Here is a 19,649-nt window from a genome sequence, read left to right as displayed (position 1 = left end):
ATCCTCAGCGGTGGACTACGCCAGGCAGTACGCAGAGCATTTCGTACAGCAGGTTGGCGGCCAGCAGCGAGGTGTTGCCGGTGGTGTCGTAAGCGGGCGAGACTTCTACCAGATCGCAACCGACCAGGTCGAGACCTTGGCAGCCACGAACGATCTCGATCGCCTGAATGGTCGTCAGACCACCGATTTCCGGGGTGCCGGTACCTGGTGCCCAGGCCGGATCGATGCCGTCGATGTCGAAGCTGAGGTAGACAGGACCGCCGCCGACTTTCTCGCGGACTTCAGCCATCAAAGGCTCCAGCGATTTGTGCCAGCACTCTTCGGCCTGGACCACACGAAAGCCCTGGTTGCGGCTCCAGTTGAAGTCGTCGGCGGTGTAGCCCTGGGCGCGCAGGCCAATCTGCACCACGCGGTCCGGGTCCAGCAGGCCTTCTTCAACGGCGCGACGGAAGGTGGTGCCGTGGGCAATCTTCTCGCCGAACATGTGATCGTTCACATCGGCGTGAGCGTCGATGTGCACCAGGCCGACCTTGCCGTGCTTTTTATGGATGGCACGCAGGATCGGCAGGGTGATGGTGTGGTCGCCGCCCAGGGTCAGCGGGATCACATCGTGTTCGAGGATGTTGTCGTAGGACTCTTCGATGATCCGTACGGCATCCAGCAGGTTGAAGGTGTTGATCGCGATGTCGCCGATGTCGGCAACCGACAGCGAGTCGAACGGCGCAGCGCCGGTCGCCATGTTGTACGGGCGGATCATTACCGATTCAGCACGGATTTCGCGAGGCCCGAAACGGGTGCCGGGACGCAGGGAAGTGCCGATGTCCAGCGGCACGCCTACGAAGGCAGCGTCCAGGCCGGCAGCGGTGTTCAAGTGGGGGAGTCGCATCATGGTGGCGATGCCGCCGAAGCGCGGCATTTCGTTGCCGCCCAGTGGTTGGTGAAGAATCTTGTCCACGGGTAGGGCCTCATCGTCGTTGTTTTATTTATTGGGTTGCACCGTTCACGGAAGGGACGGGCACCGTTGTGGGCCGATTCTGCGAAATGTAGTGGCCGGGAAGAATCGCTACGGGCAAATACTTAGTTCAGATTTTTCTAAACTAATGGTGGAGGGAGCTATAGACTTCATGTCATGCGCAAGACCCTGTGGCGAGGGGGCTTGCCCCCGTTCGGCTGCGAAGCAGTCGTAAACCCTGTCGAAACGGTCTACCCGATGCAACCAGGGCGAATGCTTTTGGGGCCGCTTCGCGACCCAACGGGGGCAAGCCCCCTCGCCACAGTGTTACGCGTCGATCTTTGGAGAGAGCCCCCATGGCCAACGCTTTACCCGACCTGAAACTATTGCGCATCTTCGTCAGCGTGGTGCGTCACCAGGGCTTCGCCAACGCCCAGCAGGAGCTCAATCTCTCGACGTCGGCCATCAGCACCTACATGAGCCAGCTCGAAGCGGCTCTCGGCCTGGTGCTGTGCCATCGCGGTCGTGGCGGTTTCAGCCTGACCAGCAAGGGCGAGCTGTTCCATCAGGAAACCCTGCGCCTATTGGGCGAGCTCGAAGGCTTCGAGCAGTATGCCGCTGCCCTCAAGGGCGAGTTGCGCGGTACCTTGAACCTGGGGGTGATCGACTCCACGGTCAGCGACAAGGCCCTGCCGTTCGCCGAAGCCATCGGCGCCTACAGCCAGGAACACCCGGCCGTGCACTTGCACCTGTCGGTGATGAGCCCTTACGAATTGCAGCTCGGCGTGCAGGACAACCGTCTCGACCTGGCCATCGGCGCGTTTTCCACGCGCATGAGCGGTCTGGTGTACATGCCGCTGTACCGTGAGCAACACTGGTTGTACTGCAGCACGCGGCATCCGCTGTTCAACGAGCGGCGCATTCCCGAGCAGGTCATCACCCAGCAGCGCATGGTCGGTCGTGGTTACTGGAGCCAGGCCGAACTGGCGCGCCACGGCTTCAAGCACAGCGCCGCGACGGTGGAAAGTATGGAGGCGCAGTTGATTCTGGTGCTGTCCGGCGCCTACATCGGCTACCTGCCGGAGCACTACGCCCAGGCCTGGGCCGACAAGGGCGACTTGCGGGTGTTGCTGCCGGCGACCTTTGGTTATCAGGCGCCGTTCTCGATGATCGTGCGTCGGGGTCGTAGCCGCGAGCCGCTGATCCAGACGTTCCGCGACTTGCTTAAAGCCCAACTGAACCAGGCCTGAGAATATGTCCAGAATCCAGTGTCCGCGCTGCCTGCGCCCGCAAAGCCACTGCCTGTGCCCCTTGATCCCGAGCCTCGACAGCCGCACCCGGGTTTTGCTGCTGCAACATCCGAGCGAAGTGAACCATGCGCTGAATACGGCTCGGTTGGCGGCGTTGGGTTTGAACAATGCCGAGTTGATCGTGGGGGAAGTGTTCGAGGATTTGCCGACCTTGTTGAGCCGGCCGGGGTATCAGGCGCGCTTGTTGTTCCCCGGTGACGATGCGCAGCCGCTGCAGGCCTATACCGCGACAGGCGAGCCCTTGTTGCTGGTCGTCCCGGATGGCACCTGGCGCAAGGCGCGCAAGATGCTGCACCTCAATCCGCTGCTGGCGGCGTTGCCGAGGGTGACGCTGGCCGAAGGCGGTGTGTCTCGTTATCGGCTGCGCAAGGCGCCGGGGCCGGGAGCGTTGTCGACGGTGGAGGCGATTGTGCAGGGGCTTGAGACCCTTGAGGTACCGACTTCGTTTGCGCCGTTGCTGAAGCCGTTTGAAGCGTTGATCGAGGGGCAGATTACGGCGATGGGGGAGGAGGTTTACCGCAAGAATCACGAACAATGATGATTTGTGGCGAGGGGGCTTGCCCCCGTTCGGCGGCCGTCGTAAAAGCGGTTGATGCGGTTTGACTGATATGCCGGCGAGAATGGTTTTGGGGCCGCTTCGCGACCCAACGGGGGCAAGCCCCCTCGCCACAAAGATTGAGTCAGGCCTACCTTTCCCGCATCGCCTCGGTCCGCGCTTTCAACACCGGTTTAAGCAAGTAATCCAGCACCGTTTTCTCCCCGGTAATAATGTCCACCGTCGCCACCATCCCCGGGATGATCAGCAGCGGCTTGACGTCCCCGCCCAAGTGGTTTTTGTCAGTGCGCACCTGAATCAGATAGAAGCTGTTGCCCTTGTCGTCGGTGATGGTGTCGGCACCAATCAGTTCAAGCTTGGCGCTCAGGCCGCCATAGATCGTGTAGTCGTAGGCACTGAACTTGACCATGGCTTTCTGGCCCGGATGCAGGAATGCAACGTCTTGCGGGCGGACCTTGGCTTCTATCAGCAGGTTGTCTTCCAAGGGCACGATTTCCACCATGTCGCTGCCGGGCTGGACCACGCCACCGATGGTGTTGACCTTTAACACCTTGATGATGCCGTGCACCGGGGAGACCACGGTGGTACGGGTTACGCGGTCGTCGATGGCAATGCTCGAGGCTGTGATTTTCGACAGGTCGGTGCGTTTCTCGTTCAGCTCCTTGGCGGCCTCCGAGCGGAAGGTCTGTTCCGACTCGTCGATCTTGCTCTTGATCTCGTTGATCGCCGACTCGGCCCGGGGAATCGCCAGGGTGGTGGCGTTCAGCGAGCCGCGAATCTCCACGGCGCTGCGTTTGAGGCGCAGGATTTCCACCGGTGACACTGCACCGGTGCCCACCAGCGGCGTGGACATGTTCATCTCTTGTTGCAATAGCGCCAGGCTCGAACTGAATTGACCTTGTTTCGAGCGAAACTCCGCAAGTTCCTGGGTTTTTTGCCGAAGTTGTTCCGACAATGTGCGCTGCTCGCTGGCCAGTCGCCGTTGCCGCTGTTCGTACAGCGAACGCTCGTCTTCGGCCACTTGCGGGGCCTTGGCGATCACTTCTTCTGACAGCTTGAACGGCCGGCCCTCGGCTTCGGCCGAAAGCCGTTCGACCTGCGCGGTCAAGGCATAACGATCGGCTTCGCTTTCGCCCTTGTTCGACAGGTAGCGCGTGTCATCCAGGCGCAGCAGGGTGTCACCCTTGTTCACCATTTGTCCTTCACGGACGAAAATTTCAGTGACGATGCCGCCCTCCAGGTTCTGGATCACCTGGACTTTGCTCGACGGAATCGCCTTGCCTTCGCCCATGGTCACTTCCTGCAATACGGCGAATTTGGCCCAGACCAGTGCGCTGATCAGCAGTGCGGCGGCCAGCCACACGGTGATTCGCGACCAGCGCGGTGAGTCCTGCAACGAGGCACCGGCGGTTTCCGGCATGAACTCGGTTTCGGCGCTTTTGCTGAAACTGTCGAAGTAGCCACGGGATCCTTGATCGGCAGACATGGACGACTCCTAGACAGCGGCAGAGCCGACACGGCCCTTGCGCAGTGCATCGATGACCGCTTCTTTCGGACCGTCGGCGACGATCCGTCCGTTGTCCAGCACCACCAACCGGTCCACCAGGCTCAGCATCGAGGTGCGGTGGGTGACCAGCAGGATGGTTTTGCCCTGAACCCAGCCATGAAGTTTTTGCCGCAGGACGTCTTCGCTGCTGTTGTCCATGGCGCTGGTGGGTTCGTCGAGCAGCATGATCGGCGGATCGAGCAACAGCGCCCGGGCCAGCAACACCGCCTGGCGCTGGCCGCCGGACAGCAGTTGGCCGCGTTCGCCCACCGGCCGGTCGAAGCCTTGCGGATGTTGCCGGGCCAGTTCGGTGACGCCGGTGAGCTCCGCCACTTCGAGCATGCGTGAGTCACTGATGTAGCGTGCGCCGAGGGTCAGGTTGTCGCGCAGGCTGCCGGCCAGCAGCGGCAGGTCGTGGGCGACGTAACCGATTTGATGGCGCAGGTCGGCGACGTCCAGTTGCCGCAGGTCCAGGCCGTCGAGCAGCAACTGGCCTTCATCCGGTTCATAGAAGCCCATCACCAGGCGCGCCAGGGTGCTTTTGCCAGAGCCGCTGCGGCCGATGATGCCGACGCGCTCGCCGGGTTTCACACTGAAGCTGATATTGGCCAGGGCAGGAGCACTCTGGCCGTTGTAGTGGAAGGTCACGCCGACAACATCCAGCGCGCCTTGCAGTTGGGTGCGCTCCAATGGCCGTTGTTTGGCGTCGCGCTCCTGGGGCAGGCCCATCAGCGCGTCGGTGCTTTTCATGGTCAGTTGCGCTTGCTGGTAACGGGTGATCAGGCCGGCGATTTGCCCCAGTGGCGCCAGCACCCGACTGCCGAGCATGTAGCTGGCTACCAGGGCACCGACGCTGAGGTTGCCGGCGATGATGCTGTAGACCCCGGCGACGATGGTCGCCATGCCGGACAGTTGCTGGATGAACAGCGTGCCGTTGGTGGCCAGGGCCGAGAGGTTGCGCGCATGGCTGTCGAGGCGGGTGAGGGCGCCGTGGGTGCTTTCCCATTTGTGCTGGCGTTCGCTTTCGGCGCTGCAGGCCTTGAGGGTTTCCAGGCCGCTGAGGGTTTCGATCAGCAGTGCCTGGCGTTCGGCGCCGAGGCTGAGGCTCTTTTGCACGGTGTCGCGCAGGCGCACCTGGATCACCATGGCGAAGATGATGGTGATCGGAAACGCCAGGATCGGGATCACCACCAGCCAACCGCCGAGCAGGCCGATCACCAGCAGCATCAGCAGGCAGAAGGGCAGGTCGATCAAGCTGGTGAGGGTCACGGCGGTGAGAAATTCCCGCAGGCCCTGGAAGTCATGAATGCTCTGGGCAAACCCGCCGATGGTCGCCGGCCGCGCTTTCATCGACATGCCGGTGATGCGCTCGAACAGGGTGGCTGACAGGATCACGTCGGTTTTCTTGCCGGCGGTATCGAGCAAGTGCGCGCGTACGACCCGCAGCACCAGTTCGAAGGCGGTGCCGATCAGCAGACCGATCGCCAGCACCCACAGGGTCGAAGTGGCCTGGTTCGGCACCACGCGATCGTAGGTCTGCATCACGAACAGCGGCACCATCAGGCCCAGCAGGTTGATCAGGAAACTCGCCAGGATCGCGTCGCTGTAGAGCCATTTCGACAGCTTCAGCGTATCGCGAAACCAGGCCTGCACCCGCGGCACCAGCGGCGAGCGCAAGTCTTCGAGTTCGTGGCGTGGCCGGGCAAACAAGGCCTGGCCACTGTAGTGTTCGGCCAGTTCCTCGGGGCTGAGCCATTGCTCGCCGCCGTCGGCTTCGCTGGGCAGGATCAGCACCTTGCCGTCTTCGCCATAACGGCGCAGGACGGCGGTGCGGCCGTTGTTCAACAGCAGCAGCACGGGCAGGTTGAGCGCGGAGATGTCCTTGAGGTCACGACGCAGCAAGCGCGCCTGCAAACCCGCCCGGGCCGCTGCACGGGGCAGCAGGTCCAGGCTCAGGCGTTGGTGTGCCATTGGCAGCCCGGCACTCAGGCTGGCGCGACTGACCGTCGCGCCGTGGAGTTTGCAGAGGATCAACAGACCGTCCAGAAGCGGGTCATCGAAGCTCAGGCGCGGATCGACACCGGTGTTGCCGGGTTCCATGCTGGTCATTGAACGCTCCCGTGCACTACTTCAATTCAGGCAGATGCGCTTCGTTTTTCACTTCTGTCTGGGCGATGGCATCGGCGGGCAGTACGACCCGTTGCTTGCTCAGCAACTGGCCCATGTTCGCCAGTACACGGTACATCGAAAACTCTTCGGTGTAGCGCACTTCGGTGTAGCGACGGTTGGCGTTGTAGAGTTCGTTTTCACTGTCGAGCAGGTCCAGCAGGGTCCGCTGGCCGAGGCCGAACTGATCCTGATAGGCCACGCGTACGCGTTTGCTGGTGTCGGCGTATTCACGGGCGGTCGGGGTTTGTTTCTTGGCATTGACCATGGCGTTCCAGGCCAGGTGGATGTTTTCGTTCAACTGACGCAGGGCATTGTTGCGGATGTCCATGGCCTGGTTGATCTTGTGCGCGTCGGAGGCCAGGCGGGCCTTGTCGCTGCCGCCACGGAACAGGTTGTAGTTCATCACCACACCGACGCGCCATTCGTTGTCGTGGCCTTCGTCACCCTGCACGTTGTTGTTCGCACCCACGGCGGCCTCGGCGTCGAGGCGTGGGTAGAACGGCGACTTGGCGACTTCGTACTGGCTTTCGGCCGATTGCACGTCGGCCTGGGCGGATTTCAGGTAAGGGTTGTTTTCCACCATGCTCTGCTGGGCTTCGGGCAGGGAGGCCGGGACTTCGCCGCGAATCGACGGCGGGGCTTCGAGTTCATCGGGCAGGCGCCCGACAACGGCGTAGAAGTTCGACTCGGCATCAGCCAGATCGACTTCGGCGGTGTCGAGGTTGTTTTCTGCCAGCGCCCGGCGAGCCGTGGACTGGTCGGCATCGGCGTTGCTGCCCACGCCGCGCTGGGTGCGCAGGCCGATCTGGTCGTTGACCCGCAAGTGCGCTTGCAGGTTGTTCTTGGCCAGTGTCACCAGTTCGCGGCGCTTGAGCACTTCGAGGTAAACCTCAGTGGTGCGCAGGGCCAGATCCTGGGCCGTACCCTGAGCGTAATAGGCACGCGAGTTGACCACGCCTTTGGTGCGATCGACTTCATTGGCGGTGTTGAACCCGTCAAAGAGCATTTGCCGCAGGCGCAATTCCGACTGGGTGTAGTTGAGGGTTTCGGTGTGGTGATTACCGAGCGCCCGGGTATTGGTGTTATCGCTGTAGCCGCGCCCGTAGGCAGCGTTCAGATCGACCGATGGATAAAAGCCCCCTTTGGCGACCTTCACGTCTTCATCCGCCGACAGGCGGCTGTCCACCCGAGATGCCAGTTCCGGGTGCGTCGCGATGGTGCTCTGGATCGCGTCGGTCAGCGTCATGGCCTGAGCCTGGGACGAGCAGGCCATGGCCAAAAGAACCGCGCTGCAGAGGGGGGTTAATAGGCGCATGTACATCTCCCTGATTCCTGATGGTGCTTATCAGTCGCCAATTATTTGACGACATTTATAGGTAAAGTTGTTTCATGTCTTTAACAAAAGAGCTAAGAACATTCTGGAGCGTAGCTAAGAAATTTTTTTCATAACGGTTATGCCGAAAAAAACTTATGCGCTCTGCGAAATCCAGCACATTGTTCAATGCGAAAGCCCTTGTTTTATGAGCTCTAGGGCGCTCGTCGGGGCTTGAGGAAAAGTTCCAATCCACTTATCGACATAGAGCGGAGAAGTGCTGGAGGGGAGGGACGCGAACGATCTGGAGGTGACGGTTTTTTGTCACTTGAGTGATTCAGTATCGTTACGCATCGCTCACAGGCAACGCTGTTGCGAACAGGGATCCAATGCCATTGATTGCAGAGGGTTTTTCCCGAAATCGTTAACCGCGCCGTGAGCGACTGGCTGGGCGAGATCGTTGCCGGGGCCACGGCTTACTTGAGTAAACCGGTACCCGGAACACGATCCGCCAGACAACCCGCTTGAGCCATGAGCAGTTCTTCGCACAAACAAGGTGCCGACAGCGGTTGGCAGCGGAGGAAGTGCACATGGCTACGCTCATCGGAATCGTCAGTAAGGTCATTGGTCAGGTGTTCGCGGTTGCGAGCGACGGCACCCGGCGTGCTTTGGTCGAGGGGGACAAGCTGTTCGCCGGCGACCAACTGAGCACCGGCGCCGAAGGCGCAGTAGCGGTGCATCTGCAAAATGGCCAGGAGCTGACCCTCGGGCGCGGCAGCAGCATGCAGATGACCCCGCAGTTGCTGGCCAATCACATTCCCCATGTGGACTCGTCGGAGGCGGTGACTCCCAGTGAGGCCCAACTGACGGATGTCGAAAAGCTGCAAAAAGCCATTGCGGCGGGCGACGACCCGACCCAGACCGCTGAAGCCACCGCGGCCGGGCCTGCCACGACGACCGGTGCACCGGGTGGCGTCCAGGGCAGTGGTCATAGTTTCGTCCTGCTTGAAGAAGTGGGTGGGCGAGTCGACCCCACCATTGGCTTCCCCACAGCCGGTTTCAACGGCATTCCCGAACTTCCCGAAGAACGCCTGAACGCTGTTCCGGACAACAACGCCGTAGCGGCCGATACCCCCTTGGTGCCGCCAGTGACGCCGGAGGTGCCGAACAATCCGGTCAGCCTCGACGGCCTGTCGGTGGCCAGTGGCGAGCTGACCGTCAATGAGGCCAACCTGGCCGACGGCTCGGCGAGGAACCCGGGCGCGCTGACCCAAAGCGGCACCTTCACGGTCAATGCCCCCGACGGGCTGACCAGCCTCAGCATCGGCGGGATCAACGTGATCAGCGGCGGCGTGGCCGCAGGTTTTCCGCAGTCGATCACCACCCCGCTGGGTAGCACCTTGACCGTCACCGGTTATAACCCGGCCACGGGTGTGGTCAGTTACAGCTACACCCTCAACGGTGCCGAAACCCATGCGAGCGGTGAGGGTGCCAACTCTGTCGGCGAACACTTCACCGTGGTGGCCAGCGACAGCAATGGCGACAGCGCCAGCGGTTCGCTGGATATCAACATTACCGACGACGTGCCCCAAGCGGTCGACGACAGCAATGGTGTTGCTTCGGAGACTCTGCTGACGCTCAACGGCAACGTGCTGACCAACGACGTACAAGGCGCCGATCGGGTGCCGGTCGGTGAAAACAGCGGGCCGATCACTCCAGGTACCTTCATCGGCACCTACGGCACCCTGGTGCTCAATGCCAACGGCACTTACACCTACACCCTGAACACCAGCGATGCCGATTTCAAGGCGTTGCACGGTGGTGGCAACGGCACCGAAACCTTCACCTATACGCTGACGGACGCCGATGGCGACAGCAGCACGGCGAACCTGGTGCTGCAGATCCACAACAACGATGACCCGGACACGATTGGCGGTTTGAATCTTGGGGGACCCGAGTTGACCGTCTTCGAGAAAAACCTCGGCGACGGCAGCGCCCCGGATGCCACTGCGCTGACCCAGAACGGCACGTTCACCTTCACTGCACTGGACGGCATAACGACCCTGACTGTGGGCGGCATTGCCGTGGTCACTGGGGGCGTGGCGGCGGGTTTCCCGCAATCGATTACCACGCCACTGGGCAACACCCTGACCATTACCAGCTTCAATCTAGCCACCGGCGTGGTGAACTACAGCTACACGCTGAACGACAACGAAGCGCACGCGACGGCCAACGGCGCGAACGCCTTGCCTGAGCAGTTTGCTGTCACCTTGGTCGACGACAACGGCACCACCGCGACTGGTTCACTGGACGTGAATATCGTCGACGACCTGCCGCAAGGCGTGAACGACAGCAATGCTTCGACGGCTTCGGAAACCCTGTTGACGCTGAACGGCAATGTACTGACCAACGACGTGCAAGGCGCCGACCGGGTGACGATTGGTGAAGGCACGGGACCTATCACCCCCGGCACCTTCACCGGCACCTACGGCACCCTGGTGCTCAATGCCAACGGCACGTACACCTACACCCTGAACACCAGTGATGCTGATTTCAAAGCCCTGCACGGCGGTGGCAACGGTACCGAAACCTTTGCCTACACCATCACCGATTCGGACGGTGACAGCAGCACCGCCAACCTGGTGCTGCAAATCCACAACAACGATGACCCGGTGACGATTGGCGGATTGAATGTTGAGGGCGGCGAGCTCACCGTCTTCGAGAAAAACCTCAGCGACGGCAGCGCACCGGATACCAGCGCGCTGACCCAGAGCGGCACCTTCACCGTCACTGCACTGGACGGCGTCACCACTCTGACCGTCGGCGGCATCGCCGTGGTCACCGCAGGCGTAGCCGCCGGATTCCCGCAATCGATCACCACGCCATTGGGCAGCACCCTGACCATCACCGGCTTCAATGCCGCGACTGGCGTGGTGAGCTACAGCTACACCCTTAACGACAACGAAGCGCACCCAACCGCCAACGGCGCCAACACCCTGCCTGAGCAGTTCGCCGTGACCGTGGTCGATGACAACGGCACCACTGCCACCGGTTCATTGGACGTGAACATCGTCGACGACCTGCCGCAAGGCGTGAATGACAGCAACGCTTCGACGGCTTCGGAAACCCTGTTGACGCTCAACGGCAATGTGTTGACCAACGACGTGCAAGGCGCCGACCGGGTAACCATTGGTGAAAGTACTGGACCTATCACCCCCGGTACCTTCACCGGCACCTACGGCACCCTGGTGCTCAATGCCAACGGCACGTACACCTACACCCTGAACACCAGTGATGCTGATTTCAAAGCCCTGCACGGCGGTGGCAACGGTACCGAAACCTTTGCCTACACCATCACCGATTCGGACGGTGACAGCAGCACCGCCAACCTGGTGCTGCAAATCCACAACAACGATGACCCGGTGACGATTGGCGGATTGAATGTTGAGGGCGGCGAGCTCACCGTCTTCGAGAAAAACCTCAGCGACGGCAGCGCACCGGATACCAGCGCGCTGACCCAGAGCGGCACCTTCACCGTCACTGCACTGGACGGCGTCACCACTCTGACCGTCGGCGGCATCGCCGTGGTCACCGCAGGCGTAGCCGCCGGATTCCCGCAATCGATCACCACGCCATTGGGCAGCACCCTGACCATCACCGGCTTCAATGCCGCGACTGGCGTGGTGAGCTACAGCTACACGCTGAACGACAACGAAGCGCATCCGACTGCTAACGGCGCCAACACCTTGCCTGAGCAGTTCGCCGTGACCGTGGTCGATGACAACGGCACCACTGCCACGGGCAGCCTCGACGTCAACATCGTCGACGACCTGCCAAAAGGCGTGAATGACAGCAACGCTTCGACGGCTTCGGAAACCCTGTTGACGCTCAACGGCAACGTGTTGACCAACGACGTGCAAGGCGCCGACCGGATTACGATTGGTGAAGGTACTGGACCTATAACCCCCGGCACCTTCACCGGCACCTACGGCACCCTGGTGTTGAATGCCAATGGCACCTACACCTACACGCTGAACACCAGTGATGCCGATTTCAAAGCCTTGCACGGCGGCGGCAATGGCACCGAAACCTTTGCCTACACCATCACCGATTCGGACGGCGACAGCAGTACGGCCAACCTGGTGCTGCAAATCCATAACAACGATGACCCGATCACGGTTGGCGGTTTGAACGTCAACGGTGGCGAACTCACCGTGTTCGAGAAAAACCTTGGCGACGGCAGTGCACCGGATGCCACGGCGCTGACCCAGAGCGGCACGTTTACCGTCACCGCACTGGATGGCGTAACGAGCCTGACTGTGGGCGGCATCGCCGTGGTCACCGCAGGCGTGGCGGCGGGCTTCCCGCAATCGATCACTACGCCGCTGGGCAGTACGCTGAGCATCACCGGCTTCAACGCCGCCACTGGCGTGGTCAGCTACAGCTACACGCTGAACGACAACGAAAGCCACCCAACCGCTAACGGTGCCAACACCCTGCCTGAGCAGTTCACCGTGACCGCGGTCGACGATAACGGCACCACTGCCACGGGCAGCCTCGACGTCAACATCGTCGACGACCTGCCAAAAGGCGTGAACGACAGCAATGGCACTGCCTCGGAAACCCTGTTGACGCTCAACGGCAATGTGTTGACCAACGACGTGCAAGGCGCCGACCGGGTAACCATCGGTGAAAGCGCCGGCCCGATCACCCCCGGCACCTTCACCGGTACCTACGGCACCTTGGTACTCAACGCCAACGGCACGTACACCTACACGCTGAGCACCAGCGATGCCGACTTCAAGGCGTTGCACGGCGGCGGCAACGGCACCGAAACCTTCACCTACACCATCACCGATTCGGACGGCGACAGCAGTACGGCCAACCTGGTGCTGCAAATCCATAACAACGATGACCCGATCACGGTTGGCGGTTTGAACGTCAACGGTGGCGAACTCACCGTGTTCGAGAAAAACCTTGGCGACGGCAGTGCACCGGATGCCACGGCGCTGACCCAGAGCGGCACGTTTACCGTCACCGCACTGGATGGCGTAACGAGCCTGACTGTGGGCGGCATCGCCGTGGTCACCGCAGGCGTGGCGGCGGGCTTCCCGCAATCGATCACTACGCCGCTGGGCAGTACGCTGAGCATCACCGGCTTCAACGCCGCCACTGGCGTGGTCAGCTACAGCTACACGCTGAACGACAACGAAAGCCACCCAACCGCTAACGGTGCCAACACCCTGCCTGAGCAGTTCACCGTGACCGCGGTCGACGATAACGGCACCACTGCCACGGGCAGCCTCGACGTCAACATCGTCGACGACCTGCCAAAAGGCGTGAACGACAGCAATGGCACTGCCTCGGAAACCCTGTTGACGCTCAACGGCAATGTGTTGACCAACGACGTGCAAGGCGCCGACCGGGTAACCATCGGTGAAAGCGCCGGCCCGATCACCCCCGGCACCTTCACCGGTACCTACGGCACTCTGGTACTCAACGCCAACGGCACGTACACCTACACGCTGATCACCAGCGATGCCGACTTCAAGGCGTTGCACGGCGGCGGCAACGGCACCGAAACCTTCACCTACACCATCACCGATTCGGACGGTGACAGCAGCACCGCGAACCTGGTCCTGCAGATCCATAACAACGATGATCCAGTGACCCTCCAAGGCCTCAACGTGTATGGCGGCGAGCTGACGGTCTACGAAAAAAACCTCAGCGACGGCTCCAACCCCAACACATCGGCCCTGACCCAGAGCGGCACCTTCACCGTCACTGCGCTGGACGGTGTAACCACCCTGACCGTCGGCGGCATCGCCGTGGTCACCGCAGGCGTGGCGGCGGGGTTCCCACAATCGATCACCACCCCGCTGGGCAGCACCCTGACCATCACCGGCTTCAACGCCGCCACTGGCGTGGTCAACTACAGCTACACCCTCAACGATAACGAAAGCCACCCAACCGCCAACGGTGCCAACACCCTGCCTGAGCAGTTCACCGTGACCGCGGTCGACGACAACGGCACCACTGCCACGGGCAGCCTCGACGTCAACATCGTCGACGACCTGCCAAAAGGCGTAAACGACAGCAATGGCACTGCCTCGGAAACCCAACTGACCCTCAACGGCAACGTACTGACCAACGACGTGCAAGGCGCCGACCGGGTAACCATCGGTGAAAGCGCCGGCCCGATCACCCCCGGCACCTTCACCGGTACCTACGGCACTCTGGTGCTCAACGCCAACGGCACGTACACCTACACGCTGAGCACCAGCGATGCCGACTTCAAGGCGTTGCACGGCGGCGGCAACGGCACCGAAACCTTCACCTACACCATCACCGATTCGGACGGTGACAGCAGCACCGCGAACCTGGTCTTGCAGATCCACAACAACGATGACCCAGTGACCCTCCAAGGCCTCAACGTGTATGGCGGCGAGCTGACGGTCTACGAGAAAAACCTCAGCGACGGCACCCACCCCGACACACCGGCCCTGACCCAGAGCGGCACCTTCACCGTCACTGCGCTGGACGGTGTAACCACCCTGACCGTCGGCGGCATCGCCGTGGTCACCGGAGGTGTGGCGGCGGGCTTCCCGCAATCGATCACCACCCCGCTGGGCAGCACCCTGACCATCACCGGCTTCAACGCCGCCACTGGCGTGGTCAGCTACAGCTACACCCTCAACGACAACGAAAGCCACCCAACCGCCAACGGTGCCAATACCCTGCCTGAGCAGTTCACCGTGACCGCGGTCGACGACAACGGCACCACCGCGACCGGTTCACTGGACGTCAACATCATCGACGATCTGCCAACCGCCAAACCCGATACCGATTCGGTGCAGGAGGGCGGCACGGTCAGCGGCAATGTGCTGGACAACGACATCGCTGGAGCCGATGGCCCGGCGGCCACTGGCGCCGTGGTCGGCGTGCGCGCGGGTAGCGACACATCAACCCCGGCCCTCGATGGGCTGAACACCCACATCAACGGCACCTACGGTTACCTGACCCTCGATGCCAACGGCAACGCCGTGTATCACAGCACACCTAACGCGGTGAGCGGTCCTGGCGCTGTGGACGTATTCACCTACACCGTGCGCGATTCCGATGGTGACGAAAGCACCACCACCATCACCATCGACGTCTACAACAGCTGCCTGAAAGCCGTCAGCGACAACGATGTAACGGTCTACGAAAAAGCCATCGACCTGGGTAAGGACGGCCAGGACCTGGTCGCCGGTACGGTCATCGGCAGCGATCCGACCAACACCGGCGAAACCGCGTCCGGCACGCTGGTGGGCTCGGTCACCCACGCCGTCGGTGCGATCACCTACGCCCTGGTCGGCACCAATGTCGGGGAGTTCGGGCAGATTCAGCTCAACGCCAACGGCACCTATACCTACACCCTGACGACACCGCCGAGCACCACGCCGCACGCCAACGACGGCCCGAACGTGATGCACGAGACCTTCACCTATCAGGCTACCGACTCGCTGGGCAACATCGTCACCAGCACCATCGTGGTGAACATTGTCGATGACGTGCCGAAGGCAATGAACGACAGCAATCTCAGCACCGCCTCGGAGACCGTGACGAGCCTCAGCGGCAATGTGTTCAACAACGACGTGATCGGCGCCGATAAAGTTGCTATCGGCCTGAATGCCGGCCCGGTGACCCCCGGCACTTTCACTGGAACCTATGGCACCCTGGTGCTCAATGCCAACGGCACCTACACCTACACGCTGAGCACCAGCGATGCCGACTTCAAGGCGTTGCACGGCGGCGGGAACGGCACCGAAACCTTCACCTACACCATCACCGATGCGGACGGCGACATCAGCACCGCCAACCTGGTGCTCAACGTCCACAACAACGATGACCTGGTCACCCTCAACGGGCTCGACGTGTATGGCGGCGAGCTGACGGTCTACGAAAAAAATCTCGGCGACGGCACCACCCCCAACATACCGGCCCTGACCCAGAGCGGGACCTTCACGGTGACCGCCCTCGATGGCCTGCAGACCCTGACTGTCGGTGGCATTGCCGTGGTCACGGGTGGTGTGGTCGCCGGCTTCCCGCAAACCGCCGTCACGCCATTGGGCAGCACCCTGACCATCACCGGATTCAACGCCGCCACCGGGGTGATCAGCTACAGCTACACCTTGAACGATAACGAAACCCATGCAACGGCCAACGGCGCCAACAGCCTCACCGAGAACTTCAACGTCGTCGCTACCGACACCGATGGCGACACCGCGAACGGGCAGATCAACGTCAACATCGTCGATGACCTGCCGAGCGCCAAACCTGATTCGTCGTCGGTGACGGAGGGCGGTACGGTCAATATCAGTGTGCTGGGCAATGACATCAGCGGCGCCGATGGTCCGGCGACGGTGGTCGGTGTGCGCGCCGGCAGCAATACCGCGACGTCGGCCGTCGGCGGGCTGGGCAACCAGATCACTGGGGCCTACGGCTACCTGACCCTCGATGCCAACGGCAACGCGGTGTATCACAGCAACCCGAATTCGGTTGGCGCCGCCGGGGCCACTGATACATTCACCTACACCGTGCGCGACTCCGATGGTGATGAAAGCACCACCACCGTCACCATCAACGTGGCCAACAGCAACATCAAGGCCAACCCCGATAGCGACGTGACGGTCTACGAAAAAGCCCTCGACCTGAGCAAGGACGGCCAGGACCTGGCCGCCGGTACGGTCACCGGCAGCGACCCGGGCAATACCGGCGAAACCGCCTCCGGGACCCTGGTCGGATCTGTCTCGGGTGCCAGCGGCGCGCTCACGTACACCCTGGTCGGCAGTGCCACCGGCACCTACGGGCAGATGCTGCTCAACGCCGACGGCAGCTACACCTACACCCTGACCTCGGCACCGAAAACTTCGCCGAATGCCAACGACGGGCCAAACAGCCTGAGTGAAAGCTTCACCTACAAGGCCACCGATGCGTCGGGCAACAGCAGCACCAGCACCATCGTGGTCAACATTGTCGATGACGTGCCCAAGGCGGTGGCCGCCGATCGCTCGGTGGCGGCGGTGGAGGTCGATTCCAACCTGCTGATCGTGCTCGACGTCTCTGGCAGTATGGTCGATCCTTCCGGCGTGTACGACGCGTCGGGCGCGAGCCTGTCGCGGCTGGCCCTGGCCAAGCAGGCCATCAGTGCCTTGCTGGACAAATACGACGACCTCGGCGACGTGAAAGTGCAGCTTGTCACCTTCAGCAGCAGCGCCACCGACAGGACCTCGGTGTGGGTCGATGTCGCGACCGCCAAGACACTGCTGGCCGGCCTCACCGCGAACGGCGGCACCAACTACGACGCGGCCGTGGCGACCATGCAAACGGCGTTCAACACCTCGGGCAAGCTCACCGGTGCACAAAACGTCGGCTACTTCTTCTCCGACGGCAAACCCACCTCCGGACAGGAAATCGGTACCACCGACGAAACCACGCTGAAAGCCTTCCTCGATGCCAACAACATCAAGAACTACGCGATCGGCCTGGGCAGTGGCGTGAGCAACGCCAACCTCAATCCGCTGGCCTATGACGGCAGCAGCCACACCGACACCAATGCGGTGGTGGTGACCGACCTCAACCAGCTCAACTCGGTGCTGTCCGGCACTGTGATCGGCGCACCGGTGACCGGTTCGCTACTGGGCGAGGGCGGAACCTTCGGTGCCGACGGCGGCTTCATCAAGACCATCACGGTGGACGGCACCACGTACACCTACGATCCGAGCGGCAACACCAATCAGGGCTCGCTGAACTTCAGCGGCGGGCTCAACCACGGCACGTTCAACACCGTGAACAACACGTTGAGCATTGCTACCAACAACAGCGGTACCTTGCTGGTCAATCTGGATAGCGGCGAATACACCTACATTTCGCAGAAATCCACTTCGGTGGTGATCACCGAAAACATCGGTTTCACTGTCAGCGACAACGACGGCGACCTGTCCAGTTCGACCCTGACGGTCAAAGTCATACCGAACGCGCCACCCGTGGCCGCCGATGACAACGTCATCACCAACGTGCTCTCGGGCACCGTCGTGGTGCCAGGCGAGCTGTTGCTGGCCAACGACACTGATCCCAATGGCGATCAACTCTCGGCAACACCGACTTCCTTCAATACTGGCTGGGTGGCGAGGGGCGCGGACTTTGTCGGGGTCACCCAGAACTACAACTTCACCGGCAACGCGACGGCCGTGAATATTGCCCGCAGTGCTTTCGTCGCCGACACAGTAGCCATGACCGCCATGCTGATTGTCAGCGGCGCGCTGGGTTCGGTCGGCGGCAGTACCGCTGACGACTTCATTACCGTCAACCTCAAGGATGGCGAAACCCTCAACCTGAACCACGACCTGGCGGGCGGGCGCATCGCCATGGAGTACTCGATCAACGGCGGCGTGTACACGACCATCCCGGACGGCGGGACCATCCCCGCGACAGGAGGTGGGACCTACCAGATTCACATCAGCAACATCCCCAACGGCTCGGGCGGGGGCGGCAACGGTTCTGAAACCTACAAACTGACCATGCTCGTCAACTACGCCGGGGCCCATGACATTGCCCCGGACTACCACGACACCTACACCGCCAACGACAACCACGGCGGTAGCGACTCGGCCAACCTGACCATCAGCTATCAGGACGGCCACACCCTCACCGGCACCAGCGGGGATGATGTCCTGGTGGCGGGCACGGGCAATAACATCATCAATGCCGGCGGCGGCAACGATGTGCTCACTGCAGGCTCGGGCAACAACGAGCTGCACGGCGACGCCGGCAATGATTTGCTCTACAGCGGCCCGGGCAATGACCTCCTCGACGGCGGCACGGGCATCGACACGGCCAGCTACGCCCACGCCACCGCCGGGGTGACGGTCAACCTCAGCCTGCTCGGTGGGCAAAACACTCTCGGCGCGGGCACGGACACCCTGACCGGCATCGAAAACCTCACCGGGTCGAACTTCAACGACACCCTGACCGGTGACAACAATAACAACGTGATCAACGGCGGCTTGGGCAACGACATCCTCAACGGTGGAGGCGGCGATGACTTGCTGATCGGTGGCCTGGGCAACAACACCCTCAGCGGCGGGGCAGGGGCCGACACCTTCCAGTGGCTCAAGGGCAACAGTGGCCACGACGTGATCACCGACTTCACGCCCGGCACCGACAAGCTCGATCTGTCGCAACTGCTGCAAGGGGAGAGCGGCACCACGGCTTCGCTGGATGACTACCTGCACTTCACCGTTACCGGCAGCGGCCCAGCGACGGTGACCAGCATCGACGTTAGCGCCATGGCCGGCGCTGCGCCGAACCAGACCATCGACCTGGCCGGCGTGGATCTCGCCAGCCACTACGGTGTAACGCCAGGGGCGGGTGGGGTGATCGCTGGCGGGCATGATACGGCGACCATCATCAACGGCATGCTTAACGATCATTCGTTGAAGGTGGATACCGTGTGATCTGAAAGCCTGAATGAAAAAACCCGTCATCCCTGTGTAAGGGATGGCGGGTTTAGTGGGATGGTCAGCCTGACCGAGAAGCCCTGCAGGTTTACGCTTGCAGGGCTTTTTTGGGACTTTCACTGGTTTGGAGGCCCCCTCATTGTCGACTCGGACACGGTCCCTGTAGGAGCTGGCTTGCCAGCGATGGTCGTTAACGATTACGCGCGTGAACTGGATAAACGCGGCGCACTTGAGTCCATCGCCGGCAAGCCGGCTCCTACAGTTTCCCGGGAATGCGTGAAGAACCTTTTATAATTGCCAGGA

The 19,649-nt window shown here is 61.8% G+C and carries 7 protein-coding genes; 3 read left to right on the top strand and 4 right to left on the bottom strand.

Annotated elements, in window-relative coordinates; all coding sequences use genetic code 11:
- Positions 1-4: 4 nt before the first annotated feature.
- Positions 5-955, bottom strand: a complete 951-nt coding sequence (speB, locus tag KGA88_RS12455; RefSeq protein ID WP_007984912.1) for an agmatinase — start codon at positions 953-955, stop codon at positions 5-7.
- 353 nt (positions 956-1,308) lie between these two features.
- Here speB and KGA88_RS12450 point away from each other — a divergent pair, with 353 nt between their 5' ends.
- On the top strand, positions 1,309-2,202 hold the full coding sequence (locus tag KGA88_RS12450) for a LysR family transcriptional regulator (protein WP_007972518.1): 894 nt from the start codon (positions 1,309-1,311) through the stop codon (positions 2,200-2,202).
- A gap of 4 nt (positions 2,203-2,206) precedes the next feature.
- A complete protein-coding gene (locus tag KGA88_RS12445) occupies positions 2,207-2,800 on the top strand; it encodes a tRNA-uridine aminocarboxypropyltransferase (protein ID WP_223591329.1) in 594 nt (197 codons plus the stop codon).
- 148 nt (positions 2,801-2,948) lie between these two features.
- On the opposite strand, the gene KGA88_RS12440 is transcribed toward KGA88_RS12445, so the two are convergent.
- The 3 genes from KGA88_RS12440 to KGA88_RS12430 are packed head-to-tail and all read right to left on the bottom strand — an operon-like array spanning position 2,949 to position 7,848.
- A complete protein-coding gene (locus tag KGA88_RS12440; RefSeq protein ID WP_110662064.1) occupies positions 2,949-4,304 on the bottom strand; it encodes an HlyD family type I secretion periplasmic adaptor subunit in 1,356 nt (451 codons plus the stop codon).
- Between the two features lie 9 nt (positions 4,305-4,313).
- On the bottom strand, positions 4,314-6,473 hold the full coding sequence (locus KGA88_RS12435) for a type I secretion system permease/ATPase (protein WP_110662063.1): 2,160 nt from the start codon (positions 6,471-6,473) through the stop codon (positions 4,314-4,316).
- 16 nt (positions 6,474-6,489) lie between these two features.
- Positions 6,490-7,848 carry a TolC family outer membrane protein gene (locus tag KGA88_RS12430; RefSeq protein ID WP_110662065.1) on the bottom strand — a complete coding sequence of 453 codons (1,359 nt, stop codon included), beginning with the start codon at positions 7,846-7,848 and terminating at the stop codon, positions 6,490-6,492.
- 587 nt (positions 7,849-8,435) lie between these two features.
- Between KGA88_RS12430 and KGA88_RS12425 the strand changes: the two genes are divergently transcribed.
- Complete coding sequence (locus KGA88_RS12425; RefSeq protein WP_223591319.1) at positions 8,436-19,343, top strand: retention module-containing protein; 10,908 nt, start codon at positions 8,436-8,438, stop codon at positions 19,341-19,343.
- The last annotated feature ends 306 nt before the right edge of the window (positions 19,344-19,649 follow it).

The organism is Pseudomonas sp. A-R-19 (assembly GCF_019956575.1).
Taxonomy (GTDB): Bacteria; Pseudomonadota; Gammaproteobacteria; order Pseudomonadales; family Pseudomonadaceae; genus Aquipseudomonas.
Note: the sequence above shows the minus strand (reverse complement) of the source record. Positions and strands in the feature narration are given on the sequence as shown.